Origin of the sequence: Pseudomonas sp. NFPP12 (assembly GCF_900103205.1) — a bacterium.
Classification (GTDB): domain Bacteria; phylum Pseudomonadota; class Gammaproteobacteria; order Pseudomonadales; family Pseudomonadaceae; genus Aquipseudomonas; species Aquipseudomonas protegens.
On the sequence record NZ_FMWW01000004.1, the window covers coordinates 661,091 to 685,461 of the forward strand.

The 24,371-nt window shown below is 63.1% G+C and carries 25 protein-coding genes; 8 read left to right on the forward strand and 17 right to left on the reverse strand.

What is annotated here, in order from left to right:
- Positions 1–52: 52 nt before the first annotated feature.
- The 9 genes from BLS75_RS20160 to BLS75_RS20200 all read right to left on the reverse strand — a co-directional run bounded on the left by BLS75_RS20160 (position 53) and on the right by BLS75_RS20200 (position 7,486).
- The gene (locus tag BLS75_RS20160; RefSeq protein ID WP_176876762.1) at positions 53–856 is read right to left on the reverse strand and encodes a DUF4892 domain-containing protein; all 804 of its coding nucleotides are present in this window, start codon (positions 854–856) and stop codon (positions 53–55) included.
- Positions 857–864: 8 nt separating this feature from the next.
- Positions 865–1,524, reverse strand: coding sequence for a glutathione S-transferase family protein (locus BLS75_RS20165; RefSeq protein ID WP_011060078.1), 660 nt, complete (start codon positions 1,522–1,524; stop codon positions 865–867).
- A 50-nt stretch (positions 1,525–1,574) separates the two neighbouring features.
- Positions 1,575–2,429, reverse strand: coding sequence for an alpha/beta hydrolase (locus tag BLS75_RS20170; protein WP_041116759.1), 855 nt, complete (start codon positions 2,427–2,429; stop codon positions 1,575–1,577).
- On the reverse strand, positions 2,426–3,220 hold the full coding sequence (locus BLS75_RS20175) for an alpha/beta fold hydrolase (RefSeq protein WP_011060076.1): 795 nt from the start codon (positions 3,218–3,220) through the stop codon (positions 2,426–2,428). The genes BLS75_RS20170 and BLS75_RS20175 overlap by 4 nt, the downstream gene beginning before the upstream one ends.
- A 114-nt stretch (positions 3,221–3,334) precedes the next feature.
- A complete protein-coding gene (locus BLS75_RS20180; RefSeq protein WP_011060075.1) occupies positions 3,335–3,778 on the reverse strand; it encodes a hotdog fold thioesterase in 444 nt (147 codons plus the stop codon).
- A gap of 31 nt (positions 3,779–3,809) precedes the next feature.
- Complete coding sequence (locus BLS75_RS20185) at positions 3,810–5,477, reverse strand: AMP-binding protein (RefSeq protein WP_072451651.1); 1,668 nt, start codon at positions 5,475–5,477, stop codon at positions 3,810–3,812.
- 171 nt (positions 5,478–5,648) lie between these two features.
- Entirely contained in the window at positions 5,649–6,098 is a 450-nt protein-coding gene (gene sixA / locus BLS75_RS20190) for a phosphohistidine phosphatase SixA (protein WP_011060073.1), read from the reverse strand.
- The gene (locus BLS75_RS20195; protein ID WP_011060072.1) at positions 6,095–6,442 is read right to left on the reverse strand and encodes a DUF4389 domain-containing protein; all 348 of its coding nucleotides are present in this window, start codon (positions 6,440–6,442) and stop codon (positions 6,095–6,097) included. Before BLS75_RS20195 ends, sixA begins: the two co-directional genes overlap by 4 nt.
- Before the next feature lie 18 nt (positions 6,443–6,460).
- Complete coding sequence (locus tag BLS75_RS20200; RefSeq protein WP_072451652.1) at positions 6,461–7,486, reverse strand: NAD(P)H-dependent glycerol-3-phosphate dehydrogenase; 1,026 nt, start codon at positions 7,484–7,486, stop codon at positions 6,461–6,463.
- A gap of 195 nt (positions 7,487–7,681) precedes the next feature.
- Here BLS75_RS20200 and BLS75_RS20205 point away from each other — a divergent pair, with 195 nt between their 5' ends.
- The 5 genes from BLS75_RS20205 (at position 7,682) to fabB (ending at position 14,633) form a co-directional block, all read left to right on the forward strand.
- Positions 7,682–9,808 carry a TonB-dependent receptor plug domain-containing protein gene (locus tag BLS75_RS20205; protein WP_015634679.1) on the forward strand — a complete coding sequence of 709 codons (2,127 nt, stop codon included), beginning with the start codon at positions 7,682–7,684 and terminating at the stop codon, positions 9,806–9,808.
- Between the two features lies 1 nt (position 9,809).
- Complete coding sequence (locus BLS75_RS20210; RefSeq protein WP_072451653.1) at positions 9,810–10,739, forward strand: ABC transporter substrate-binding protein; 930 nt, start codon at positions 9,810–9,812, stop codon at positions 10,737–10,739.
- A complete protein-coding gene (locus BLS75_RS20215; RefSeq protein ID WP_015634677.1) occupies positions 10,736–12,637 on the forward strand; it encodes an ATP-binding protein in 1,902 nt (633 codons plus the stop codon). Before BLS75_RS20210 ends, BLS75_RS20215 begins: the two co-directional genes overlap by 4 nt.
- A gap of 248 nt (positions 12,638–12,885) precedes the next feature.
- Positions 12,886–13,401, forward strand: coding sequence for a 3-hydroxyacyl-[acyl-carrier-protein] dehydratase FabA (fabA, locus tag BLS75_RS20220; RefSeq protein WP_011060067.1), 516 nt, complete (start codon positions 12,886–12,888; stop codon positions 13,399–13,401).
- 11 nt (positions 13,402–13,412) lie between these two features.
- Complete coding sequence (fabB, locus tag BLS75_RS20225; protein WP_072451654.1) at positions 13,413–14,633, forward strand: beta-ketoacyl-ACP synthase I; 1,221 nt, start codon at positions 13,413–13,415, stop codon at positions 14,631–14,633.
- A 67-nt stretch (positions 14,634–14,700) separates the two neighbouring features.
- Here fabB and BLS75_RS20230 read toward each other — a convergent pair whose 3' ends face one another.
- The 3 genes from BLS75_RS20230 to BLS75_RS20240 all read right to left on the reverse strand — a co-directional run bounded on the left by BLS75_RS20230 (position 14,701) and on the right by BLS75_RS20240 (position 18,037).
- A complete protein-coding gene (locus tag BLS75_RS20230) occupies positions 14,701–16,326 on the reverse strand; it encodes a methyl-accepting chemotaxis protein (protein ID WP_015634676.1) in 1,626 nt (541 codons plus the stop codon).
- A gap of 139 nt (positions 16,327–16,465) precedes the next feature.
- Positions 16,466–16,930 carry a DUF3859 domain-containing protein gene (locus BLS75_RS20235; RefSeq protein ID WP_072451655.1) on the reverse strand — a complete coding sequence of 155 codons (465 nt, stop codon included), beginning with the start codon at positions 16,928–16,930 and terminating at the stop codon, positions 16,466–16,468.
- Positions 16,931–17,002: 72 nt separating this feature from the next.
- Positions 17,003–18,037: an amidohydrolase family protein gene (locus BLS75_RS20240; protein WP_041116746.1), complete on the reverse strand. Its 1,035-nt coding sequence runs from the start codon at positions 18,035–18,037 to the stop codon at positions 17,003–17,005.
- Between the two features lie 131 nt (positions 18,038–18,168).
- Between BLS75_RS20240 and BLS75_RS20245 the strand changes: the two genes are divergently transcribed.
- Complete coding sequence (locus tag BLS75_RS20245; RefSeq protein WP_072451656.1) at positions 18,169–18,585, forward strand: OsmC family protein; 417 nt, start codon at positions 18,169–18,171, stop codon at positions 18,583–18,585.
- Positions 18,586–18,647: 62 nt separating this feature from the next.
- Positions 18,648–19,520 carry a pirin family protein gene (locus BLS75_RS20250; protein ID WP_072451657.1) on the forward strand — a complete coding sequence of 291 codons (873 nt, stop codon included), beginning with the start codon at positions 18,648–18,650 and terminating at the stop codon, positions 19,518–19,520.
- A 103-nt stretch (positions 19,521–19,623) separates the two neighbouring features.
- On the opposite strand, the gene BLS75_RS20255 is transcribed toward BLS75_RS20250, so the two are convergent.
- The 4 genes from BLS75_RS20255 to BLS75_RS20270 form a co-directional block, all read right to left on the reverse strand.
- The gene (locus tag BLS75_RS20255) at positions 19,624–20,352 is read right to left on the reverse strand and encodes a dienelactone hydrolase family protein (protein WP_072451658.1); all 729 of its coding nucleotides are present in this window, start codon (positions 20,350–20,352) and stop codon (positions 19,624–19,626) included.
- Positions 20,353–20,423: 71 nt separating this feature from the next.
- On the reverse strand, positions 20,424–22,328 hold the full coding sequence (gene htpG / locus BLS75_RS20260; protein ID WP_072451731.1) for a molecular chaperone HtpG: 1,905 nt from the start codon (positions 22,326–22,328) through the stop codon (positions 20,424–20,426).
- A gap of 90 nt (positions 22,329–22,418) precedes the next feature.
- Positions 22,419–22,871 (reverse strand): PaaI family thioesterase, encoded by a 453-nt coding sequence (locus BLS75_RS20265; protein WP_015634670.1) that lies wholly within the window; start codon positions 22,869–22,871, stop codon positions 22,419–22,421.
- Complete coding sequence (locus BLS75_RS20270; RefSeq protein WP_015634669.1) at positions 22,868–23,344, reverse strand: PaaI family thioesterase; 477 nt, start codon at positions 23,342–23,344, stop codon at positions 22,868–22,870. Before BLS75_RS20270 ends, BLS75_RS20265 begins: the two co-directional genes overlap by 4 nt.
- Positions 23,345–23,502: 158 nt before the next feature.
- Between BLS75_RS20270 and BLS75_RS20275 the strand changes: the two genes are divergently transcribed.
- Complete coding sequence (locus tag BLS75_RS20275) at positions 23,503–23,754, forward strand: hypothetical protein (protein WP_011060058.1); 252 nt, start codon at positions 23,503–23,505, stop codon at positions 23,752–23,754.
- A 117-nt stretch (positions 23,755–23,871) separates the two neighbouring features.
- Here the strand turns inward: BLS75_RS20275 and BLS75_RS20280 are convergent, their stop codons facing one another.
- Positions 23,872–24,345, reverse strand: coding sequence for a hypothetical protein (locus tag BLS75_RS20280; RefSeq protein WP_072451659.1), 474 nt, complete (start codon positions 24,343–24,345; stop codon positions 23,872–23,874).
- Positions 24,346–24,371: the final 26 nt, after the last annotated feature.

The window sequence follows — 24,371 nt, forward strand, 5'->3', positions numbered from 1 at the left end:
AAGAACCAGTGAAGAGTAGGCGAACCCGCGAGCGCGGGCTGCCTGAAACAGCTTAACGCAGTAGTTCGAAATGCAGGCCTGCTACGTCGGTGTTACCGGTTTCCATCCGCGAGGCCAGCACGCCCTGGCCAATCAGCGCCTGGCGCCAGGCTTCGGCCTGCTTGCCGGACAGGCTGATGCGCAGGGTGGTGTCCAGGTTCAGCCCGCGGGACAGCAGGTTGAGCCAGGTGGGCTGGGGCTCGGCGAGTTTCGGCAGGTCCAGCTTGCCGGTGTCCTTGAGCTGGCGCAGCAGGGTGGCCGAAGTGGGTAGCAGGTCCCCCAGCGGCGCGCTGGCGTCGAACTGCTCCACATGCAGGTAGGCCCTGCGGTTACCCCGGGTGATGCTGTACAGGGCTACCAGGGAGTTGTCCTGGGGCGCCGCCAACCGCAGCAGCAGATAGGCCTGCTGTTCATCGGCGCCAAACAGCTTGGCGTTGCCGAATACTTCGTTGGCCCACAGGCTGCTTTCACCGCAATCGCGTGCCTGGCACCAGAACAGCAGCTCGGCGCCCTGCTTTTGCAACGCCTCCCTGGCCAGGGTGAAGGCTTCGTTGGATGTGCGCTCGGCGGGCAACTGGTAAGTGATGGCGGTGAGCTTGCCGCGGGCATTGACCTGGCCATCGAAACGCAACTGGCCGCTGATACGGCGGATCGAACCCAGGGGGTAGACGCGCTCCTGCTCCACTTCGGGGCGGTAGTCGACGATCTGTGCATCGGTCAGACGGGGGACCAGGGGCAGGTCGTGGCTGCCCGGCAGATCGGCGGCAAGCACCAGGGTACTTGCCAGGGACAGGCCCAGAACACTGATTGAACGCATGGAAACTCTCATCGGATAAGCATGGCCTGGGCGCCCTTGACGACGCTGGCATCGTCGCTACGTTGTGGAACCTGCAAGCCTCGCTGCACTGCAGGGCGGGCCTCCAGGGCCGCCATCCAGCGTTGCAACGCCGGCAGGCCCTGCACCGAAACCCCGGACCATTCATGGCCGCGCACCCAGGGGAAGGTGGCGATGTCGGCAATGCTGTAGTCGCCGGCCAGGTACTCGGCCTGTTGCAGGCGGCTGTCGAGCACTTCGTACAGGCGCCGGGTCTCGTGCTGATAACGGTCGATGGCGCCCTGCAGCTTCTCCGGGAAATAGCGGAAGAACACATTGGCCTGGCCCTGCATGGGCCCGACCCCGCCCATCTGGAACATCAGCCATTGCATGACCAGCGAACGGCCCTTGGGATCGGCCGGCAACAACTGGCCAGTGCGTTCGGCCAGGTACACCAGGATCGCGCCGGACTCGAACACCGGAAAATCGCCATTGTCGCGATCGACGATGGCCGGAATACGCCCATTGGGATTGATCTTCAGGAACGCTGGGGCCTTTTGCTCCTTCTTGTCGAAACTCAAGGCGTGCACCTCATAGGGCAGGCCGAGTTCCTCAAGCAGGATGGAAACCTTGTGACCATTGGGGGTCGCAGCGGTGTACAGATCTATCATGGTTGTCTCCCATTTCAACCCGCCCAGCCTCGACAGTTGATCCCGTCAAGTCAAGGAACGGCGAAAAACCGATTGAAACAGTCTGCGACAAAGGTGGCACCCGCCTCGTCGTTGAGGTGCAGGTGATGCCCGCCGGGCAACTGCTCAACGCTGAAGGGTAGACGCTGCAACAAGGCCTGGTGCTTGGCCAGCATGCCATCGGCGGCCACCACCAGTTGCGTCGGGCAGGCGACCCGCTGAACAAAGGACATGGCCTGCTCCTCTGTCAGGCGCAGCGGCGAAGCCAGGGTCAGGCGGCTGTCGCTGCGCCAGGTATAGCCCCCGGGCACCGGCATCAGGCCGCGCTGGGCCAGCAGTTCGGCCGCCTCACGGCTGACCGCCACCAGGCCCTTCATGCGCGCCTCGATGGCCCGTTCCAGGGTGGCGTACACCGGCTTGCTCTTGTTCTGCAGATTCAGCTGTGCCTGCAACGCCATGCCCAGGCGCTCGGCGGCGTCCTCGCCATTGGCCGTCGGTGGGATCACCCCATCGATCAGGGCCAGGTGGCTGACCCGCTCCGGCATCGCCGCCGACAGCACCAGCGAGACGATCGCCCCCAGGGAGTGACCGATCAGGGCAAAGCGCTTCCAGCCCAGTTGCTCGGCGGCTTGCAGCACGTCATAGACGTAGTCCCACAGGGCATAGCCGGCCCCCGCCGGGCGATGCCCGGAATGACCGTGGCCGGCCAGGTCCAGGGCAACGATGCGCAGGCCGGCGAGCTTGGGCGCCAGCCGGGCGAAGCTGTTGGCGTTATCCAGCCAGCCATGCAGGGCGATGACCGGCAGACCGTCCTCGGGCCCGAATAGATGGGCCGCCAGTTCGATGTGCGGCAGGTTCAGGCGGACTTCTTCGACGGCGTGGCTCATGCAGGGCTCCGTTGCCAGCGTGTGAACAGCTCCTTGAGCAGCGCCGCGGTGTCCTGGGGGCGCTCAAGGGGAAACATGTGGCCACCGGGCATGGTCAGCGACTCGCCCAGGGGCATGCGCCCGACCGCACTGGTGTGATGGCGCATCACCACCCGGCTCTGCTGTCCGCGCACCACCGCCAGCGGTACCTTGAGCTGGCGCGCACTGCCCGGGCTGGTATGAGGCACGCCGCGGTAGATGCTGATTTCCGTGGCCGGGTCAAAACGCAGGCGCAAGCGATCCCCCACCTGCTGCAGGCCGTGCTGCAGGTAAGCATCCAGGCAATCGGGATCGAAGGCCCGGAACAGCGTCTTGCGGGAGAAGTAACTGCGGGCGGCCTCGATGTCGGCAAACTCTTCGCGACGCCCCAGGGTGCGCCCGGCCGGAGTCAGCCGGTCGATGAAGCCCAGGCGCTTGGCGGCGCGGATCACCCATTGGTCGGCCCGGGTCAGCACCGGCGAATCGAGCATCACCACCCCCCGATACAGCTCCGGGCAGCGCAGGGCCGCGTGCAGGTGCAGCACACCACCCAGCGAATGCCCCACGCCCCAGACCGGCTGGGCCTGCTGTTGCAGGTGGTGGATCAGTTCATCCACCAGGCTGCGCCAGTTGTCGTCCACCGGAAAGCGCGGGTCGTGGGCATGCTGCTGCAGATGAGCCACCTCGAATTCCGGCGCCAAGGCTGCAAACAACTTGCCGTACGTGCCGGAGGGAAACCCATTGGCGTGAGCGAAAAACACCTGTTGCGACATACCGACCTATCCATCCACCAAACGAACACCGATTGTCCGCAGGCCCTTGCACCAGGGCAATGACCGTAACAGACAGGAATGCTGACACCCAGGCTCAGCCTATGGCGCGTTGCCTCATTGCGCCGGCGGGTTCTGCCCGAGGGGCACTACCGCCATGGTCAGGCGCGAGACGCAACTGGCCTTGCCTTCATCACTGCTCAGGCGGATGTCCCAGACATGGGTGGTGCGCCCGATATGAATGGCCTTGGCCACCGCCGTGACCCGCCCGGTGCGCAAGCCCCGCAGGTGATTGGCATTGATCTCCAGCCCCACGCAGTAGAACTTGCTGGCGTCGATGCACAGGTAGCTGGCCATGGAGCCGACGGTTTCCGCCAGCACCACCGAGGCCCCGCCGTGCAGCAGCCCGTAGGGCTGGTGGGTGCGATGGTCGATGACCATGCTCGCGGTCAGTGACTGCTCGTCATAGGACTCGAAGCGAATATCCAGCACTTCGCCGATGGTGTTCTTCTGGATCGCGTTCAGTTGCTCGATGTTCGGAGTGGTACGCCATAGACTCATCGCCGCTTCCCTTATGGGTGGTTATTGTCGGTCAATCCTGCCACAGCACGGCTTCGCTGCGCTCGCTCCAGGCTTGAAAACTGCCGCCATAGGTGGCTTCGATCACATTGCGCTTGATCTTCAGGGTTGGAGTGAGAAAGCCGTTTTCCACTGCCCAACTGTCCTTGACCACCACCAGCCGATGCAGCCGCTCGTGCTTGTCCAGGCTGCCATTGACCTGGGCCAGCAGGCTTTCCAGGCTGCTGTGCAAGCCTTCCCGGGCACTGCCGGCGGCGGCCTGCGCGCCCGCAGCCGAAAGCACGCAAAGGCCCAAGGGGGCAATCAGCCCGTCGCCCACCACGCACACCTGCTCGATATGGGCATGCACCGCCAGGCGGTTCTCGATGGGCGCCGGGGCCACGTACTTGCCCTTGCTGGTCTTGAAGATCTCCTTGAGCCGGCCGGTCAGGCGCAGGTTGCCGGCGGCATCCTGCTCCCCCTTGTCACCGGTGCGCAGGAAACCATCCTCAGTGACGGTTTCGGCGGTCTTCTGCGGGTCCTTGAAATAGCCCAGCATAGTGGCTCCGCTGCGTACCTGAACCTCCCCCGCCTCGTCGATGCGCACCTCGACTTCCGGGCAGGGCCGGCCAATCCAGCCGGGCACATGCTCACCGGAGCGGCCGATATGGGAGTAGCCGCAGCTCTCGGTCATGCCGTACACCTCCAGCACGTCCAGCCCGAGGCGTCGATACCAGTGCAACAGGGTCTGGGGCACCGGTGCCGCTCCCGACAGCGCCACCCGCAACGCGTCCAGCCCGAGCCCGCTCAACACCTTGTGGCCGACACGCTTGCCGATAAAGGGCAGGCCCAGGAGAAAATCCAGGCGCTTGGCCGGCACCTTGCTGTAGACCCCCATCTGGAACTTGGTCCAGATCCGTGGCACGCCAAACAGCGCGGTGGGCCGGGCTCGCTGCAGGTCGGCGAGGAAGGTGTCCAGGCTTTCGGCGAAGAACACCGTCTGCCCGGTATAGATCGCCGCCATCTCGACAAACATGCGCTCGGCCACGTGGCACAGGGGCAGGTAGGACAGCAGCCGGTCCTCGGGGCCCAGGCCGAACATCTGCACACCATGGCTGGCGGCAAAGCCCAGGTTGCCGAAACTGTGCATCACACCCTTGGGCAGCCCGGTGGTGCCGGAGGTATAGATGATGGTGGCCAGCTGATCGGCCGCAGGGCTCGGGCTATCCTCGAGCGGCGGACAGCGCTGCAGGTCTTCCCAACTGAAATCGAAAGGGCCTTCGGGGGCCAGGGGCAAGCGGATGGTGGGCAGCCCGGCCTTGATCCCGAGCGCCATTTGCGGCCAGTCGTCCAGCTTGCCGATAAAGGCCAGGGCCGACTCGGAATGCTCCAGCACCTGGGCTACCGACTCGGCCGTGAGATTGGGATACAACGGCACCGAGACATGCCCGGCGATCCAGATCGCCAGGTCGGCAATGACCCAGTGCGCGGAGTTCTTGCCAATGATTGCAATGTGGCTGCCGGAAGGCAGCTGGCGCTCGCGCAGCCATTGGGCGGCACGCCGGGCCTGCTGGCCCACCTCGAACCAGCTCAGTTCCTGCACCTGCCCGCCGGCACTGGGCTGGACAAGAAAGCGCTGCTGGGGATGACGAGCCTCGCGCTCGTAGAACACTTGCAGGGGCAAACGAAAAGCAGCAGACATGACTCGCTCCTTTGTTCTTATTCTGTTCGCGACACCAACCAAGCACTTGCTTGGTGGACTATTCCACGCACAAAGGAGCGCTGCAAGTTAAGAAATGTAGCGGATCGCAACCGGGGATCGGTGGGTTCGAGACAACAACGGCGGCCCGGGCATGCCCTGCCGCCGCGTCCATCAAGGGTGTGTCACGGCATTCAAGGTCATCAGCCCCGCCAGGGGCCAGTCGCCTTCGAGCTCCGCCAGGCTGGCGGTGTTCATCGGCTGCGGATCACGCAGGTGGCCGTGCTGCAACAGGCCGATCAGGTTGCCCACCAGGGGTTGATGGCTGACCAGCAGCAGGTTGTCGGCACTGTCCAGTTGCTCCAGCACCTGCAGCGGGTTGGCCTCGGGGGTGAGCCAGGGCACGGTGCGGATCTCGCCTTCGAACCCCAGGGCCTCGCGCACCAGCTGTGCAGTCTGCTGGGCACGTACATAAGGGCTGGCGAGGATCGCGGCGATGGGCTGGCCGATCAGGTGCGCGGCGCTGCCCAGCACTTCCTCGCGACCGTGGGCCGTGAGGTTGCGCTGGGCATCGGTCGGCGCATGGGACTCGGCCTGGCCGTGACGCAGCACCCACAGCTTCACAGCTTGGGCTCCTCGTCACGAACCGGGTGAGGCGCTGGCGGCACGCTATGGGGAGCTTCGCCTTCAGGCGCCCGGGGAGCGGGCCAATCGGCGAACGGCCAGGGTTTCTGTTCGGTATGGAAGCTGCCGAAACGGCCGATCTGCGCCAGGAACTGGCTCAGGCTATCGCCGAAGTTCATCAGGCCGGCATTCGGCGCGCCGTAGATCAGGCGATAGATCAACTGCACCAGCACCAGCGCGCCCAGGAGAAACTGCGCCACCTGCCACACCAGCACGAATATCAGCATCCACAGCACCCGCAGGAGGATGGACTCGTATTTGGCTTCGGAATTCGTATCGTTCATGTCTGGCTCCTGTGCTGCTCAGTTGAATCCGCTGGTGGAGATAAAGTCGACGTCGGTTTTCGGCTCGCCGCGCATCAAGAGCTCGATTACCTGGTTCAGCGTACGCCCTTCGAACAGGATCGCGTGCAGGCCGGCCACCAGCGGCATGTAGACCCCCAGCTCCTGAGCCTTGACCTTGAGCACCTTGAGGGTGTTGACGCCCTCCGCCACCTCACCCAGTCGGGTCACCGCCTCTTCCAGGCTCAGGCCCTGGCCCAGGGCAAAGCCCACCTGGTAGTTGCGGCTCTTGGGCGAGGAACAGGTGACGATCAGGTCGCCGACCCCGGCCAGGCCGAGGAAGGTCATGGGGTTGGCGCCCTGGCTCACGGCAAAGCGGGTCATTTCCGCCAGCGCCCGGGTAATCAGCATGCTCTTGGTGTTTTCCCCCATGCCCAGGGCCACCGCCATGCCGGCGATGATCGCGTAGACGTTCTTCAGCGCCCCGCCCAGTTCCACGCCGAAGCGGTCGGCGCTGGCATACACACGGAAGGTGCGGCCGTGCAGCGCGGCCTGGACCCGCTGACAGAGCTCTTCGTCTTCACTGGCGACCACGGTGGCGGTCAGGGCGTGCTCGGCCACTTCCCTAGCCAGGTTGGGGCCGGAAAGTACGCCGATGCGCGCTTGCGGGGCGATGTCCTGGAGGATCTCGCTCATCAGCTTGAAGGTCTGGGCCTCGATGCCCTTGGTCAGGCTGACCAGCAGCTTGCCGCAGAGCAGCTCGGCGTGGGGCGCCAGCACCGAGCGCAGGGCGCTGGAGGGCAAGGCGACAAAGCACAGGTCACTGTCATTGAGGGTGGCCAGCAGGTCGGTGACCGGCTCCACCGCCGGATGAATCTTGATGCCCTTGAGATAGCGCGGATTCTCGCGGTTGACCCGAATGGCCTCGGCCTGCCCGGGGTCGCGCATCCACTGCCGCACCCGGTGACCGTTCTCGGCCAGCAGATTGGCCACGGCGGTACCAAAACTTCCGCCTCCCAGGACCGCAATAGGGCGCTGTTGTGTCATATGCAATCCGTTAATCCATAGCAGTGGCGATGGCGGCATTATACGGGGCGGTTTTCTCACCACCAGCCCCAGGTGCCATTCAGGCAACCTGTCGGGAACACGTGGAGTCATTCGGGGAATGTCGGGCTTATCGACTGGAAAACTCGACTATCTCGGTTAACATGCGCGCCTTCCATCAAGATTCAAGGCTGTGTCGTGTCCGCTGGCCCCTCACCTCTTCGTCTGTCGCTGCTGCTGGGCATGCTGTTCGGCCACTCGGTGCTGGCCGACGATCTGTTCCTGGACGGCACCGCCCTGCCCGAGGTCCTCACCGCCACCCGCCTGAAACAGTCACCTGCCGCGGTTCCCGGCAGCATGACGGTGCTCGACAACGAGTTGATCAAGGCCAGCGGCGCCCGGGACATCAGCGAACTGCTGCGCCTGGTGCCGGGGATGATGGTCGGCGCCATCAGCGGCAACCAGGCCACGGTCAACTACCACGGCACCAACGCCAGCGAAGCCCGGCGCATGCAAGTGCTGATCGACGGGCGTTCGGTGTATCGCGCCGGCCTGGCGACAGTGGACTGGAGCGATATCCCGGTGGCCATGGAAGACATCGAGCGCATCGAGGTGTTTCGCGGCCCCAATACCGTCAGCTACGGCGCCAACGCGCTGATGGCGGTGGTCAACATCATCACCCGCGCCCCGGCCAACAGCCATGGCACGCGGGTCAAGCTGACCCGGGGCCAGCGCGGCATCAGCGACTGGTACGCCAGCCAGGGTACCGGCTGGGAAAGCGGCGACCTGCGCCTGTCGCTGTCGGGGCAGGAAGATGATGGCTTCGACAAGAATCGCCTGGGGGCCGACTACCGCGACAGCAAGCGCTTGAACCGCTTCAGTCTGTCCGTGAGCCAGATGCTCAATGAACAGCAGAGCATCGACTGGCAATTGAATGCCAAGGAAGGCACCAACCAGCGGCCCTATACCTATCAGCCGGTGTTCCACGGGGTAACCCAGCAAGGCAACAACTCCGATGTGGTGGCCAAGGACTACGCCGGGTCACTGCGCTGGAACCTGGAGCTCAATCCACAGCACAGCCTTTATATCCAGGGCTCGGCCCAACACTGGGACCGCCAGCAGACCTGGCGTGCCTGCGACGCGGCAATTTCCTTCAGCCCCGAGCTGACACGCCTGTGGCAACTCAACCCGAACTACGCCGAGCGCCTGGCGCGCCACATGCCCGATTATTTAAGCGCGACGCCCGGTGGAACCCCGACGGAACAGGCATTGGCCAACCAGGTCATCGACCAATGGAAAACCGGCGGCGGCAAGAATACGGTCTGCGGCAACATCGACCAGAGCTCTCGGGAAACCCGCTACGACCTGGAGCTGCAGGACACCCTGAGCCTCAGCGACAACCTGCGGCTGGTCAGCGGCATGAACTATCGTTACGACCGGGCCGACTCCGAAACCTACTTCAACGGCACCCTCGACGACACCACCTGGCGCCTGTTCGGCCAGCTGGAGTGGCGGGCCAGCGAACATTGGCTGATCCAGGGCGGGGCTATGTACGAAGACACCCAGCTGACCGGCAACTCCCTGACCCCGAGGATCGCGGTCAACTACCTGATCAACCCGCGCCACGGCTTGCGGGCGGTGTATTCGGAAGCCATCCGCTCCCCGGACATGTTCGAGAACAACGTCAACTGGAGCTACCGGGTCACCGGCCTGAGCACCCCGGTCTACGGCCAGAACAGCGCCCAGTACTTCGTCAAGACCCGTGGCCCCGGCAACCTCGACCAGGAGCACATGCGTTCCCGGGAACTGGGCTACAACGGTTACTTCGTCGACCAGGCGCTGAACCTCGACATCAAGCTGTTCTATGACGAAATCACCGGGATGATCAGCGAGCCGCTGCGCAACAACCAGTACATCGCCAGCAACAGCAACGCCTCACGCTTCGCCGGTACCGAGAGCCAGCTGGACTGGCAACTGAGCCGCGCCGACCGCCTGCGCCTGACCTACGCCTACGTCCATGCCCAGGCCAGCAACCGCCTGGACCAGCGCCTGACCGCCAGCAACAGCGGCTCCGCCGGCTGGCTGCGCAATTGGGGCCAGGGCTGGTCCAGCGCGCTCTTCTACTATGGCGACAGCGCCCTCAACGGCTACCGATTCGAACGGGTCGACACCCGCATCGCCAAGCGCCTGGCCCTGGGCAGCAAGACCAGCCTGGAACTGGCCGGCACCCTGCAGCAACGGCTCGACCACCAGCCCACCACCTTCGCCGACAATCTCTACGACTCGCGCCACGTGGTCTACTTCAGCGCGGAGCTCGAGTTCTGACATGGGCCACTGTCGGCCCTGGAAGGCCCTGCGCATACATCGTCGCCTGTGCCTGTGCCTGCTGGTACTGGGCATGCTGCTGGGCAACCCGTTGTGGGCGGCCGATGTGCTGCTCACCGCCAGCGACGACAACAGCAGCGTGCGCACCTTCACCGAAGAACTGGCCGCCCAGCGCCCCCGGGACCAGGTGCGCTTCGTCCCCCTGGCCCAACTGCCGCCGCCGGGCCAGTTGCCCGGCAGCACGCGCCTGATCCTGCTGGACCCGCAAAGCCTCGACTGGCGCCTGCAAGATCCCTTGGGCCCGCCGACCCTGGTCCTGCGCATCAGCCGCCTGCAGGCCCAACAGCGCCTGGCGCAAAGCCCTCATCCACGGTTGAGCCTGCTGTGGAGCGATCCGCCCCTGGAGCGCCAGTTACGCCTGATCCGCAGTGTTCTGCCGCAGGTGCGCCGGGTGGGGGTGCTGTACAGCGCCGACAGCCGGTTCCTGCTCAAGGAGCTGCACCTGGCCGCGCAAACCCTGAACATGGAAATCATCGCCGAACCCTGGGACAGCACCAGCGACAGCCGCCCGCTGCAGAACCTGCTGCGCAACAGCGAAGTGCTGCTGGGCCTGGATGATCCGAAGCTGTACAACCCGAAAACCGTGAAGAACCTGCTACTGAGCAGCTACGCCCGGCAACAGGCGCTGATCGGCCCCAATGCCGGCTTCGTCCGGGCCGGCAGCCTGGCCAGCACCTACAGCGACCAGCAGGACTGGTTGCAGACCCTGGACAGCCTGCTCGACCAACCGCCGGCTCGCTGGCCCCGTGCGCTATACCCGACGGCTTTCAAAGTACTGAGCAACCCACAGGTGGCACGCTCGCTGGGCATCGAGGAAATCGACCCGCAGGCCGTTGCGCGCCAGTTGAGTGAAGGAGAGAAGCACCCATGACATTGCGTCGCCGATGGGATATCCAGACCCGCACTCAGCTCATCAGCCTGGGCCCGGCCCTGCTCCTGACCCTGCTACTGATCAGCTTTTTTACCTTCGTGCGTATCCAGGACTTGCGCCAGGAGCTCAACCACACCGGGCAACTGATCGCCAATCAACTGGCGCCAGCCACCGAGTACGGGGTGATCTCCGGCAACAACGAGGGCCTGGAGAGCCTGCTGCAGGCAACCCTGGCCACGCCCCACGTGCACTTCCTGGAGGTGCAGGACAGCGCCAACAACATCCTGGTGTACGTGGAACAGCCCTCGGCCAGCCACAACCACGCGCAGCAGATCAAGGTATTCCAGGCCCCGGTACGCCTGCAGCGCATCCAGGTGCACAACGACTTTCTGCAGAACGACCCGGCCAGCGTGGCTGCCCAGGGCGATGGTTACCTGGGCCGGGTGATCGTCGGCATGTCCAACGACGCCTTCAGCCAGCGCCAGCAGGAAATCCTCCTCAAGGCCGCCATCCTCGCGCTGTTCGCCCTGCTCTTCACCTTCCTCCTGGCCCGGCGCCTGGCGGCCGGCCTGGCACAGCCGATCCGCGCCATGGGCGATGCGGTGAAGGCAATCCAGGAAGGGGATTTCAAGACCCCGCTGCCGATCGTCGACGATGGCGAGCTGGGCAACCTGGCCCGGCACATCAACAACCTCGCCGCCGGCCTGGAACTGGCCAGCCGCGAGCAGCACCAGGCCATGTCCCAGTTGATCCAGACCCGGGAAGAGGCGGAACGGGCGAACAAGGCCAAGTCGGATTTCCTGGCGATGATGAGCCACGAGCTGCGCACACCGATGAACGGTGTACTGGGCATGCTGCAACTGCTGGAAACCACCCAGATGACCCAGGAACAGAGCGAGTACGCGGCGCTGGCGTCGGAGTCCACCGAACACCTGCTAAAGGTGATCAACGACATCCTCGACTTCTCCCGCATCGAACGCTCGGCCCTGGAACTGGAGCACATCCCGTTCAACCTTGCCGAACTGATCACCAGCTCGGCCCAGGCCTTCCAGCACAGCGCCCTGCAACGCGGCCTGGACTTGCAACTGCGGCTGCCGCCGGGCATGGAGTCGCTGCAGGTCAAGGGCGACCCGACGCGAATCCGGCAGATCCTGGTCAACCTGATCGGCAACGCCCTGAAGTTCACCGAGCAGGGCAGCATCACCATCGAGCCCCAGTGGCAGGCCCTGGATCACGAACTGCTGTGGTTCACCTGCGCAGTGCGCGACAGCGGTATCGGCATCAGCCCGGCCAGCCTGGAGCTGATGTTCGACGCCTTCCAGCAGGCCGACAGTTCGATTTCCCGTCGCTATGGCGGCACCGGCCTGGGCCTGCCCATCGCCCGCACCCTGGCCGAGCGCATGGGTGGCACCCTGCGGGCCCAGAGCGAGGAAGGCCGAGGCTCGGTGTTCACCCTGGAAATCCCCCTGGCGCTGTTCCAGCAGAGCCTGCCGGTACTGGCCCCGCGGGTGAGCAGCAATCAGCACTCCGGTGAAGGCCGCAACGTGCTGCTGGTGGAAGACAACCCGGTGAACCAGACCGTGATCCAGGCCATGCTGCGCAGCCTGGGGTTCACCGTGAGCATCGTCACCGACGGCGCCCAGGCGGTCCGCAGTGCCGAAAGCCTGATCTTCGAGGCGATTCTGATGGATTGCCGACTGCCGCTGGTCGACGGTTATGAAGCCACCCGGCAGATCCGCCAACTGCCCGGCTGTGCCGATTTACCGATCATCGCCCTGACCGCCAACGCCTTGCAGGGCGACCGTGAAGCCTGCCTTGCAGCGGGCATGAACGACTACCTGGCCAAGCCTTTCAAGCGCGCGGATCTGCAGCAAATTCTCCAACGTTGGGTGCAATAACCGGCTATTTTCCAACAGCTACGACTGGCGTCATGGGCGAAAGTGCGGCAGTCTTAGGCACCCGACGGGGCCCTGAAAAGGCCCTCAAAAAAAATTTCAGTGCACAAGTGTACATTCATGCCCTTTGCGCTGTGACTTTCACTACAACGCAATAGTCTATGAGTAGGCTGCCGGCTCGAGGCATGAACGCTTCGATCGGCCGGGAAGATTTGCCCAACCCTGCCGCACGGGACTATTGAGGAGCTCGCATGACCAAACAAAACGCCTTTACTCGGGAAGACCTGCTGCGCTGCAGTCGCGGTGAGCTGTTCGGCCCAGGTAACGCGCAACTGCCCGCCCCCAACATGCTGATGGTGGATCGCATCACCCATATCAGCGAAGAGGGTGGCAAGTACGGTAAAGGTGAGTTGGTCGCTGAGCTGGATATCACTCCAGACCTGTGGTTCTTCGCTTGCCACTTCGAAGGCGACCCGGTGATGCCAGGCTGCCTGGGCCTGGATGCCATGTGGCAACTGGTGGGCTTCTTCCTCGGCTGGCAGGGCTTGCCGGGCCGCGGTCGCGCCCTGGGTTCGGGGGAAGTGAAATTCTTCGGCCAGGTCCTGCCGACCGCCAAGAAAGTCACCTATAACATTCACATCAAGCGCGTGCTCAAGGGCAAGCTGAACATGGCCATCGCCGATGGTTCGGTCAGCGTTGACGGCCGCGAAATCTATACCGCCGAAGGCCTCCGGGTCGGCGTGTTTACTTCAACTGACAACTTCTAAGGGTTATCCGCATGCGCCGCGTCGTTATCACAGGTCTTGGCATTGTTTCGTGCCTGGGCAATGACAAAGAGACCGTCTCCGCTAACCTGCGTGCAAGTCGCCCTGGCATCCGCTTCAACCCGGAATATGCCGAAATGGGTCTGCGTAGCCAGGTTTCCGGCTCCATTGACCTGAACCTCGAAGAGCTGATCGACCGCAAGATCTATCGCTTCGTCGGCCACGCGGCGGCTTACGCCTACCTGGCCATGAAAGACGCCATCGCCGACTCCGGCCTGAGCGAAGAACAAGTGTCCAACCCGCGCACCGGCCTGATCGCCGGCTCCGGCGGCGCCTCGACCCTGAACCAGATGGAAGCGCTGGACATCCTGCGCGAGAAAGGCGTCAAGCGCGTTGGCCCATACCGCGTTACGCGGACCATGAGCAGCACCGTTTCCGCCTGCCTGGCCACCCCGTTCAAGATCAAGGGCCTGAACTACTCCATCGCTTCTGCCTGCGCCACCAGTGCTCACTGCATCGGTACCGCCATGGAACAGATCCAGATGGGCAAGCAGGACATCGTCTTCGCCGGTGGCGGTGAAGAAGAGCATTGGACCCAGTCGTTCCTGTTCGACGCCATGGGTGCCCTGTCCACCCAGTACAACGAAACCCCGGAAAAGGCCTCCCGCGCCTACGACGCCAAGCGTGACGGTTTCGTCATCGCCGGCGGTGGCGGCATGGTGGTGGTCGAGGAGCTGGAACACGCTCTGGCCCGTGGCGCCAAGATCTACGCGGAAATCGTCGGCTACGGCGCCACTTCCGATGGCTACGACATGGTGGCTCCAAGCGGCGAAGGTGCAATCCGCTGCATGGAAATGGCCATGTCCACCGTCGACACCCCTATCGACTACCTGAACACCCACGGCACTTCGACCCCGGTCGGCGACGTCGCGGAAATGAAGGGCGTGCGTGAAGTGTTCGGCGACAAGGCCCCGGCCATCAGCTCCACCAAGAGCCTGTCGGGTCACTCCCTGGGCGCTGCCGGCGTTCACGAAGCGATCTACTGCATGCTGATGATGGAAGGCAACTTCATGGCCGGTTCGGCCAACATCGACGAGCTGGATCCGGAAGTGGCCGATATGCCGATCCTGACCAAGACCCGCGAAGATGCCACCATCAACACCGTGATGAGCAACAGCTTCGGCTTCGGTGGCACCAACGCCACCCTGGTCATGAAGCGCTGGCAGGGCAAGTAAGCCCCGCCGCTTCGCCGAATGAAAAAGCCCCGACCGGTTCGGGGCTTTTTTTCGCCTGCCAGAAGGCTCAGACCGAGAAACGCGCCACCATGCTGTTCAGGTCCACCGCCAGGCGCGACAACTCCTGGCTGGCCGCACTGGTCTGATTGGCCCCGGCGGAGGTCTGCAAGGCCAGGTCGCGGATGTTCATCAGGTTGCGGTCCACCTCCCGCGCCACCGCCGCCTGCTGCTCCGAGGCGCTGGCAATGACGATGTTGCGCTCATTGATCTGGGTGAAGGCCGATGCGATTTCCTCCAGCGCCTGCCCTGCCGCCTTGGCCACCTCCAGGGTCGAATGGGCGCGGTTGTTGCTCTGCTGCATGGAACTGACGGCCTGGTCGGTGCCCTGCTGGATACCACCGATCATCTGCTCGATTTCCTGGGTCGACTGCTGGGTCCGATGAGCCAGGGCCCGGACTTCATCGGCCACCACTGCGAACCCGCGTCCCGCATCCCCGGCCCGTGCCGCCTCGATGGCCGCGTTCAACGCCAGCAGGTTGGTCTGCTCGGCAATGGAACGGATCACCTCCAGTACCTTGCTGATGCCATAGACCTTCTGCGCCAGATCCTCCACCTGGCTGGCATTGGCCGTCACGTCCTGCGCCAGCGACTCAATCGAGAGCACCGTCTGGTGCACCTGCTCGCGCCCGTGCTGGGCGATGCGGTCGGACTCCCGCGAGGCTTCGGACGTGGCCACTGCGTTACTGGCCACCTCCTCCACCGCTGCGGTCATCTGGTTTACCGCCGTGGCCGCCTGTTCGATCTCCAGGCTCTGCTGATGCAGGCCACGGGTCGCATCCTCGGTGACACAACTGAGCTCTTCCGAGGCCGAGGCCAGCTGGCTGGATGAATCGGAGATGCGCCGGATGGTTTCCCGCAGGCTGTGCTGCATGGCCTTGAGCGCGTGCAGCAGGCGCGCCGGCTCGTCCCTGCCGGTCACCGTGATAGTGCCGGTCAGATCGCCGCCGGCCACCACTTCGGCCACATTCAACGACTGCGCCAGAGGCAGGACGATACTGCGGGTCAACAACAGGGCCAGGCCGATGGTCACCAGCGCCGCCAGGGCAATCATGCCGATCACCCATACCCGCGACTTGCTGAACACCGCCTGGGCCAGATCGGTGGCATGGGTCGCGCTTTGCTTGTTCAGCTCCACCAGCTCGTGCAGGGTCGCGGCCATCTCATCGGCCAGCTGGTTCATTTCGCCATTGACCACCTTGACCGCTTCCTCCAGCTGGTTCTGGCTGGAGAGCTGCATGACCCGTTCCTGGCGTTGCAGGTACTGTTTTTCGATGGTCTTGAAGCGATCGAACAGGACCCGCTCCTGAGGCAGGAGGATCAAGGATTCGTAGCGGCTCTGGGCAACCCCCAGGACACTCTTGATCTCGTTGATCTTGTTTTCGTTCTGGGTGATCGCCTGCGGGTCGCGATTGATCAACAACCGCAGGGTCAGGGCGCGAATGCGCAGCAGGTCCTGGTTCATTTCCCCTACGGACATCACGCTGGGCAGCCAATTGCTTTCCACTTCATCGGACTGCTGGCGCATATTGCCCATCTGCATCAAGGCGAATGCCCCCAGGGCAAACACCATCAGCGCCAGCAAGCCGAAACCCAGGCTCGCCCGTAACGCAATGTTCAGACTTCTAAGACTCATTCCTCTGGCTCCTTCCTAGAGCGCTGCAAGAACTTGCAGCAGGGTGCTCTTAGACGGTATCGGGCCATTGGAAAATTGCGTAAGACAAAAACGTGATATCAAAACGCCCTAGCACTCCAATACTTGGGCGTAAAACGATTCAGCGCACAGAAAATCGCTGTTCTGCCAACAATCGGTCGCCCTGGAAGACCATGAAACGCCACTCGCCCGGGACCACCTCATGGCTTTCGGTGAACTCATAGGCCATCACGTCCTGGGGAGCGTTGGGCACCAGTTTCTGAGTGATTTCGAACTTGTCATGGCGTACCCCGTCCGGCGTACGGATGCCCGGCGTCAGGTAAAGAAGAGTCAGGGGCTGATCTTCGGCCACCTTGCCCAGCAACTGGTAACGCATGCCGAACTTGGTCCCCAGCCTGGCGGGCACCACGGAAGTCTGCTGGATCTTCTCGTTGCTGCGGCGCAGCACCCGCTCCCCCGATTGCAGCTCGGCCTTGGGACCTTCGAACACGCCGTATTCCACCGGCCCTTCGACACGGACTTCGGCGCAGGCCAGGCCACTGAAGATCATCAGCGCCGCCAGTGCGCTTAAACGAGTGAGGTGCATATCGCGCTCCTTGATTGAGATGGCGCGAGCTTATGAAGCAGGCATGACAGGCTGATGACAGTCTGGCGCCTGCTAGGGACGATGGTTGGCGGGAAGGATGGCGAGGAAATTGTCATGGGCCACCTTGCGTGCTACCTCCTGCGGCAAGGCGTCAAGAAAGCCATCGAACCCCCGCAGCTCGCTCCCCAGTTTGTTGAAGCGCCCGACCACGTCCGAACCCAGCATGAAGCGCTCCGGGAAACGCTCCACCAGCTGCAGCCAGGCCGGGTCGGGGTTGCCCTGCTTATCCAGCAGATAGGGCGTGAGCAGGCTCCAGGACAGGTCGATGTAGAGGTTGGGGTAGCTCTCCAGCAGCCGCGTCAGGGTCGGCAGCAGGAACTCCAGCCGGGTCTGGTGACGATGGATCTCGGCACTGGTGCCGGCATGGGCCCAGATAAAACGCGTATGGGGGTGATTGCGCAGCGGCTCTTCGATTTCCGCCAGGTACAGCGGATTGCGCTCGCGCTTGGAGGTGATGTTGGAGTGCAGCATAACCGGCAGGTCGTTCTCGGCCGCCAGGTGATAGACCTTGGTCATCGCCTCGTTATTGGCCCGCGGCGTGTCGCCGGCGGTCAGTGCGGTGAGATCGTCGTGCCGGGTGAAGACCTCGCCGATGCCCTGCCACAGCCCCGGGTCGAGATCGAGCATGCGCTGGATATGCGCCGCGGAGTTCTTGTCGTTGGGGTTGAACCCCGAAAGGAACGGATGAAAGCGCCGGCGCTGCTCGGCCGGCAGCTTTTTCACCGCGGCGGCCACCAGCACGTCGGTGGCGCTGTACCAGTAGGCCGCGGCATCGTCCCCGGCGTAGTAGCGCGGGCGCTTGGGCTCATCCTCGTGCCATTTCTTGGCCACCGGAATCCCGGCAATCATCACCTGCTCGATGCGGTTGTCATCCATGGCCTTGAGCAAGGCTTCCATGCCCGCGGTTTCCTGGAAGAAGTCCACGTAATGCAGGTGCGCGTCGCTGTACACATAGTCACGCGCCTGGGCCACCGCCAGCGGCAGCATCAGCAGCGCCCACAAACAGCTTGCTTGAACAGGGTTCCAGTGCACCGGGCCGCCTCCCATGGATCGAAGCAGGATAGACCGCGACGCCGAGCCGCAGGTTCAGAAAAAGGGGAACGCCCGCGCTTCGATATGCTCTATAACTTCAGCACCCTTACAGCCTGATCCTTATTCATCACTGCCTGAGGTTTGCCATGACCATCACCGTCAATACCGAGTCCAGCGAAGGTTTCCGCCACAGCATCCAGGTCGACGACCACCAGTTGTTCACCGACTTGCCCAAGTCCGCCGGTGGCGAAGGCACCGCACCCGAGCCCCATGACTACTTCGATGCCGCCCTGGGCGCCTGCAAGGCCCTGACCCTCAAGCTCTACGCGCAGAAGAAGAACATCCCGCTGACCGGGGTCACCGTGGAGATCAAGCACGACAACAGCGAAGAGCAGAAAGGCAAGTACGCCCTGCATGTGAAGCTGACCCTCAAGGGCGTGCTCACCGACGCCCATCGTGATGAGCTGCACCGGGTGGCCGATCGCTGCCCGATCCACAAGCTGATGACCACCAGCGAAGTCAGCATCGAGACCCACCTCTCCGAAGGCGCCTTCAGCCAGTAGCGGCAAGGCTGGCACAAGCGGGTTATGCTCCCGGGCATAACCCGATCAGCCTGGAATCCGCCATGAACTCCCCCCTCGTGATCCGTCCCCGTGCCGAGGACGTTGAAGGCCAGCCCATCCTGCGCCCCCTGCCTTCGGCCCAGTGCCGCAGTGTCGGGCCTTTCGTGTTCTTCGACCACATGCTGGAAACCCGCTACCCGCCGGGCAAGGGCATGAATATCCGCCAGCATCCGCATATCGGCCTCTCCACCCTGACCTACCTGTTCGCCGGGCAGATCCAGCACAAGGACAGCCTGGGCTCCGACCAGATCGTGGGCGCCGGGGACGTCAGCTGGATGACCGCCGGCAGCGCCATCGCCCATGTCGAGCGCACGCCAGCGCCCTTGCAGGCCCAGGGGTTTGCCATGCACGGCCTGCAGGTCTGGCTGGCCTCGCCCAAAGAACAGGAGCAGGGCCCGGGGCACTACAGCCATCACCCGGCCAGCAGCCTGCCGGTGAGCGACAACCTGGGGGTGAGCATTCGGATGATTGCCGGCAGCGGTTTCTGCCTGGAGTCGCCGGTGCCGGTGCTCTCCCCCACCCTGTATGCCGAGCTGCGGCTGCAGACCGCCACCAGCCTGCTGATTCCCACCGAGCATCAACAGCGTGCGCTGTATGTACTGGAGGGCGAGGCACAACTGGACGGCGAGCCATTACCCGTGCACTCGCTGGTGGTATTGCCAGAGGGGGAGAACGCCACGCTGTTCGCCGAGAGCGATTGCCACGCGGTGCTGATCGGCGGCGCCGCCCTGGACGGCCCGCGGCGGATCAACTGGAACTTCGTCGCCAGCGATCCACTGTTGATCGATGAAGCTCGCAGACGCTGGGCCGCCGGGGACTGGCCGCAGGTGCCGGGAGAAAGCGAGCGCATCCAATTGCCACCCGCCCGCCACTGATCGGTAGGGGCCGATTTGCCGGCGAACAGGCCCGTGAGTCTGGCGTTGCTCTCACTGACGCCTTCGCTGGCAAGCCAGCTCCTACGGGATCAGGGTCGGTGGGTCAGCCGCTAAAGACTTCGTCCAGCAGGTAATGCATGGTGGAGAAGGCCCGGGCCGAGGTCTTGGCGTCGTACATCATCTTGCCCGGCAGGTTGGCGTGGGTGTCGGTGAAGGAATGCACCGCGCCACCGTAGCTGACCAGTTGCCAGTCCACTCCCGCGGCGTCCATTTCCGCTTCGAAGGCCGGCAGTTGCTCCTTGGCCACGAACGGGTCCGCCGCGCCGTGCAGTACCAGTACCGAGCCCTTGATGTTGTTGGCATCGGCAGGGTTGGGGGTGTCCAGGGTGCCGTGGAACGACACCGCCGCCTTCACCGGCGCGCCACTGCGGGCCAGTTCCAGGGCGCAGCAGCCGCCAAAGCAGAAGCCGAAGGTGGCCAGCCTGGAGGTGTCCACCGCGGCTTCGCCCTGGCTCTGCAAGGCCGCAAAGGCCGCCTGCATGCGCTTGCGCAACAACGCCCGATCATCCTTGAGCGGCATCATCGCGGCACCGGCCTGGCTCGCATCGCCGGGGCGCAGCGACTGGCCATACAGATCGGCGATCAGCACCACATAACCCTTGGCCGCCACCGCCTCGGCGATCTTCTCCGCGCCGGCGCTGACACCCATCCAGTTCGGCGCCATCAGCAACCCCGGACGCGCAGCTTTATGGGCGGCATCGAAGGCCAGGCGGCCTTCATAGGGCTGGCCATCGATCTGATAGACCACGGAACGCACTGTGATTTGACTCATGACTCATCTTCTCCAGTAGGGGGACACCAGAATGAAAAAACCCGCCGAAGCGGGTTTTTCTTGCAACGTGGTTAAACCGACAGCTCCACCAGCAGCTTGTTCAGCCGGCGCACATAGGCCGCCGGATCCTTCAAGCTGTCACCGGCCGCCAGGGCCGCCTGATCGAAGAGAATGTGCGACAGGTCGCCAAAGCGCTCTTCGCTCTGCTCGCCGTCGAGTTTCTCGATCAGCGGGTGAGTCGGGTTGAACTCGAAGATCGGCTTGGAATCCGGAACCTTCTGCCCGCTGGCTTCAAGGATCTGACGCATTTGCAGCCCCAGGTCCTGCTCGCCAATGGCCAGGATCGCCGGCGAGTCGGTCAGGCGGTGGGAAACCCGCACTTCGCTGACGCTCTCGCCCAGGGCGGTCTTGATCCGCTCAACCAGGCCTTCCTTGGTCTTGGCGACTTCCTCGGCAGCCTTCTTGTCCTCTTCGGAGTCGAGGTTGCCCAGGTCCAGGTCGCCGCGCGCCACGTCGACAAAACTCTTGCCGTCGAACTCGTTGAGGTAGCTCATCAGCCACTCGTCGATACGGTCGGTGAGCAGCAGCACTTCGATGCCTTTCTTGCGGAAGACTTCCAGGTGCGGGCTGTTCTTCACCTGGGCGTAGGATTCGCCGGTGAGGAAGTAGATCTTGTCCTGGCCTTCCTTGGCGCGTGCCAGGTAGTCGGCCAAGGAGACATTCTGCTCGCCGTCGTCGCCCTGGGTGGAGGCGAAGCGCAGCAGGCCGGCGATCTTCTCCTTGTTGGCGAAGTCCTCGGCCGGGCCTTCCTTCATCACCTGGCCGAAGTTCTTCCAGAAGCCCTTGTATTGCTCGGGTTCGTTCTTCGCCAGTTTCCCCAGCATGTCGAGGACACGCTTGGTCAGCGCCGACTTCATCGAGTCGATGATCGGGTCTTTCTGCAGGATTTCCCGCGAGACGTTCAGCGACAGGTCGTTGGAGTCCACCACGCCCTTGATGAAGCGCAGGTACAGCGGCAGGAACGACTCGGCCTGATCCATGACGAACACGCGCTGCACGTAGAGCTTGAGGCCCTTGGGCGCTTCACGCTGGTACAGGTCGAACGGCGCGCGAGCCGGTACGTAGAGCAGCGAGCTGTACTCCAGCTTGCCTTCGACCTTGTTGTGGCTCCAGCTCAGCGGGTTTTCGAAGTCATGGGCGATGTGCTTGTAGAACTCCTGGTATTCCTCGTCCTTGATCTCGGTACGCGGACGGGTCCACAGGGCACTGGCGCGGTTGACGGTTTCCCACTCCAGCGCAGGTTTCTCTTCGCCTTCAGCGGCAGCGGCTTCTTTGGGCAGCTCGATCGGCAGCGCGATGTGGTCGGAATACTTCTTGATGATGTTGCGCAGGCGCCAGCCATCGGCGAACTCGTCTTCACCGGATTTCAGGTGCAGGACGATGCGGGTGCCGCGCTCGGCCTTGTCGATGGTCGCAACTTCGAACTCGCCCTCACCCTTGGAAGACCAGTGCACGCCTTCGCTGGCAGGCAGGCCGGCACGGCGGCTGAACACTTCAACCTGGTCGGCCACGATAAAGGCGGAGTAGAAGCCGACACCGAACTGACCGATCAGGTGCGAGTCCTTCTTCTGGTCGCCGGTGAGGTTCTTCATGAAATCGGCAGTGCCGGATTTGGCGATAGTCCCCAGGTGGGTGATCACATCTTCTCGGCTCATGCCGATACCGTTGTCTTCGAGGGTGACGGTTTTCGCGTCCTTGTCGAAGCTCACACGGATTTTCAGTTCGGCGCCACCTTCCAGCAACTCGGGCTTGGACAGGGCTTCGAAGCGCAATTTGTCGACGGCGTCAGAGGCGTTCGAGATCAATTCGCGAAGGAAGATTTCCTTGTTGGAATACAGCGAATGGATCATGAGGTGCAGCAGTTGCTTCACCTCGGTCTGGAAGCCCAGGGTTTCCTTTTGAGTTTCCACACTCATGGTCATCAAACTCCAATCAGATGGCATTGGCCGCGTTCCGGGAGCGGAGGGCGGCGGGATGACATGAAAGTGGGGGTCGCTCGCTGGATTTCAAGGGCCGGTGCTCTCTTCGATCTTGAAATGTGCGCGAGCGGTGGCAATCGACTCCTCGGCAGTGCTCTGCCAGGCGGTGATGGCGACATTGGCCACCCTCCTGCCCTGCCGGCACACCTGGCAGCGGGCAAAGGTGTCGCGAAACTGCCCGGCGCGCAGGTAGTCGAGGGAAAAGTCGATGATTTTCGGCACCCCGGGCGAGCCGGTGAGAATCAGCAAATGCAAGGCGGCCGCCAGTTCCATGAAACCGGCGATCACTCCACCGTGCAGGGCTGGAAGCAGAGGGTTGCCGATATTGTCCTTGTTGGCCGGCAGGCGAAACAGCAGTTCATCTCCCAGTTGCGTGCACTCGATGCCAATCAGCTTCGCGTAGGGGATCTGCTCCAGCAACGCGGTGTAATCGCCCTGCTGGCGAGCCTGCTCCAGGAGTGCTCGAAGGTCCGTGCTCATGCCCGCTCCCCCTTGATCGAGCTGGCCAGCCCGCGGCTGCCCTTGAGCCCCCGGCCCATGCGCATGAAAGTGCCGACTACATGAGCCACGGGACGCTCGGGATCATCCTGATAGGCAAAGCCGCGGGTAAAGATCACATCGGTGGTGACCCGGTAACACTGGGCAAAGCCGTGCACGTCATGATGAGGGACCGCCGGATGCATATAGTCTATGCGCAGGTCCAGGGTCGGACACACCTCGAACTCCGGCAGCACGCAAAGCGTGGCCATGCCACAGGCGCTGTCCATCAGCGTGGTCAGGGCACCGCCGTGAATGATCCCGGTTTGCGGGTCGCCGACAATCTGCGGACTGTAGGGCAAGGTCAGGGTCAGGCCCTCTTCAGAGGCGCTATGTACCCGGATGCCCAGCACCTGGCAGTGGCGCAAGGCGGAAAGAAAGCGCGCCGCACGCTCAGAAATAGGGTTTTGCGCCATGAGATTTATCTCTTTTTATTGTCGGGAATGTGCGTTGAATGAAGCAGGCAAAAGTTCCATGAAATGAGGACTTAATATATCTGTGAGTCTCAAGGAACTTAAATCACAAGGCCATGATCGAAAGGCCAGTAGATATCTTCACTAAGGAGAAACACCCCATGCGTAAGACTTTAGCTATTGCCCTGATGCTGACCGCTTCCCTCGGTCTGGCTGCCTGCGACAAAAAATCCGAGGACAAAGCTCAAGATGCCAATCAACATGCTGAGCAAGCCCAACAGAAAATGAACGAAGCTCAGGATAAAGTGAACGACGCGGCAAAAGAAAACGCCGAAGCAGCCAAAGATCAGGCTGAATCCAACAAGGCTGCTGCTGAAGAAAGCGCCAAGGAAGCAGCTCCTAAAACCAACTAAGTCGGTTTTAGCGCAACAAAGAACAAAGCCCGCCAAGTGCGGGCTTTTTCTTGCTCGTAAAACAGTCGCTCAATACAACAGTGCTTAGTTGCCGGGCAAGCAACTAAGCGTTGAAGATCAGCCGCCTGCCCCCAGGAACAATTCGTCCTGGTGGGGCTCTGCCTGCAACGGCTGCATTGGCACCGACTCATTGCCCGGGGACTCCAGTGCATAGTGCAAGGGGCTGGAAATGGGCAGCAACCTGATGGGAAAGTCGTAGTGGGCGGTAACAGGCGCCAGCCATTGGCGGGTCTGGTAATCCGCTGCCGCGATACTCATGAAGCAAGGGTGCGGGATGTCCTGCGGCGAACGCCCGGCCAGCAACATGACCCATTCCCAGTCCGTTGCCGCCTCGACCTTGAAGCTCCCGTCATCGGCCGTCAGGAACTGTGCGCCACACAAGGCGCCCTTGGCCCCGGCGATCGGCACGCCGCTCAATGCATCTACCACCCTGCCCCGGGCTTCGCCATTCAGATACAGGGTTTGCGCCCTGCAGCCCGACAACAGGAAAAACCCCAGGCACAGGTACTTCAGGGCACGCGAACTGCTCATTGGCCAACTCCTTTTAACCGTTCAAT

Coding starts and splice junctions, on each gene's coding strand:
- fabB (WP_072451654.1), top strand. CDS start 13,413: ATGCGCCGCGTCGTTATCACAGGTCTTGGCATTGTTTCGTGCCTGGGC.
- BLS75_RS20230 (WP_015634676.1), bottom strand. CDS start 16,326: ATGAGTCTTAGAAGTCTGAACATTGCGTTACGGGCGAGCCTGGGTTTC.
- BLS75_RS20250 (WP_072451657.1), top strand. CDS start 18,648: ATGAACTCCCCCCTCGTGATCCGTCCCCGTGCCGAGGACGTTGAAGGC.
- fabA (WP_011060067.1), top strand. CDS start 12,886: ATGACCAAACAAAACGCCTTTACTCGGGAAGACCTGCTGCGCTGCAGT.
- BLS75_RS20215 (WP_015634677.1), top strand. CDS start 10,736: ATGACATTGCGTCGCCGATGGGATATCCAGACCCGCACTCAGCTCATC.
- BLS75_RS20275 (WP_011060058.1), top strand. CDS start 23,503: ATGCGTAAGACTTTAGCTATTGCCCTGATGCTGACCGCTTCCCTCGGT.
- BLS75_RS20255 (WP_072451658.1), bottom strand. CDS start 20,352: ATGAGTCAAATCACAGTGCGTTCCGTGGTCTATCAGATCGATGGCCAG.
- htpG (WP_072451731.1), bottom strand. CDS start 22,328: ATGAGTGTGGAAACTCAAAAGGAAACCCTGGGCTTCCAGACCGAGGTG.
- BLS75_RS20210 (WP_072451653.1), top strand. CDS start 9,810: ATGGGCCACTGTCGGCCCTGGAAGGCCCTGCGCATACATCGTCGCCTG.
- BLS75_RS20280 (WP_072451659.1), bottom strand. CDS start 24,345: ATGAGCAGTTCGCGTGCCCTGAAGTACCTGTGCCTGGGGTTTTTCCTG.
- BLS75_RS20185 (WP_072451651.1), bottom strand. CDS start 5,477: ATGTCTGCTGCTTTTCGTTTGCCCCTGCAAGTGTTCTACGAGCGCGAG.
- BLS75_RS20270 (WP_015634669.1), bottom strand. CDS start 23,344: ATGGCGCAAAACCCTATTTCTGAGCGTGCGGCGCGCTTTCTTTCCGCC.
- BLS75_RS20195 (WP_011060072.1), bottom strand. CDS start 6,442: ATGAACGATACGAATTCCGAAGCCAAATACGAGTCCATCCTCCTGCGG.
- BLS75_RS20170 (WP_041116759.1), bottom strand. CDS start 2,429: ATGAGCCACGCCGTCGAAGAAGTCCGCCTGAACCTGCCGCACATCGAA.
- BLS75_RS20245 (WP_072451656.1), top strand. CDS start 18,169: ATGACCATCACCGTCAATACCGAGTCCAGCGAAGGTTTCCGCCACAGC.
- BLS75_RS20165 (WP_011060078.1), bottom strand. CDS start 1,524: ATGATAGATCTGTACACCGCTGCGACCCCCAATGGTCACAAGGTTTCC.
- BLS75_RS20265 (WP_015634670.1), bottom strand. CDS start 22,871: ATGAGCACGGACCTTCGAGCACTCCTGGAGCAGGCTCGCCAGCAGGGC.
- BLS75_RS20200 (WP_072451652.1), bottom strand. CDS start 7,486: ATGACACAACAGCGCCCTATTGCGGTCCTGGGAGGCGGAAGTTTTGGT.
- BLS75_RS20160 (WP_176876762.1), bottom strand. CDS start 856: ATGCGTTCAATCAGTGTTCTGGGCCTGTCCCTGGCAAGTACCCTGGTG.
- BLS75_RS20175 (WP_011060076.1), bottom strand. CDS start 3,220: ATGTCGCAACAGGTGTTTTTCGCTCACGCCAATGGGTTTCCCTCCGGC.
- BLS75_RS20235 (WP_072451655.1), bottom strand. CDS start 16,930: ATGCACCTCACTCGTTTAAGCGCACTGGCGGCGCTGATGATCTTCAGT.
- BLS75_RS20240 (WP_041116746.1), bottom strand. CDS start 18,037: ATGGGAGGCGGCCCGGTGCACTGGAACCCTGTTCAAGCAAGCTGTTTG.
- BLS75_RS20180 (WP_011060075.1), bottom strand. CDS start 3,778: ATGAGTCTATGGCGTACCACTCCGAACATCGAGCAACTGAACGCGATC.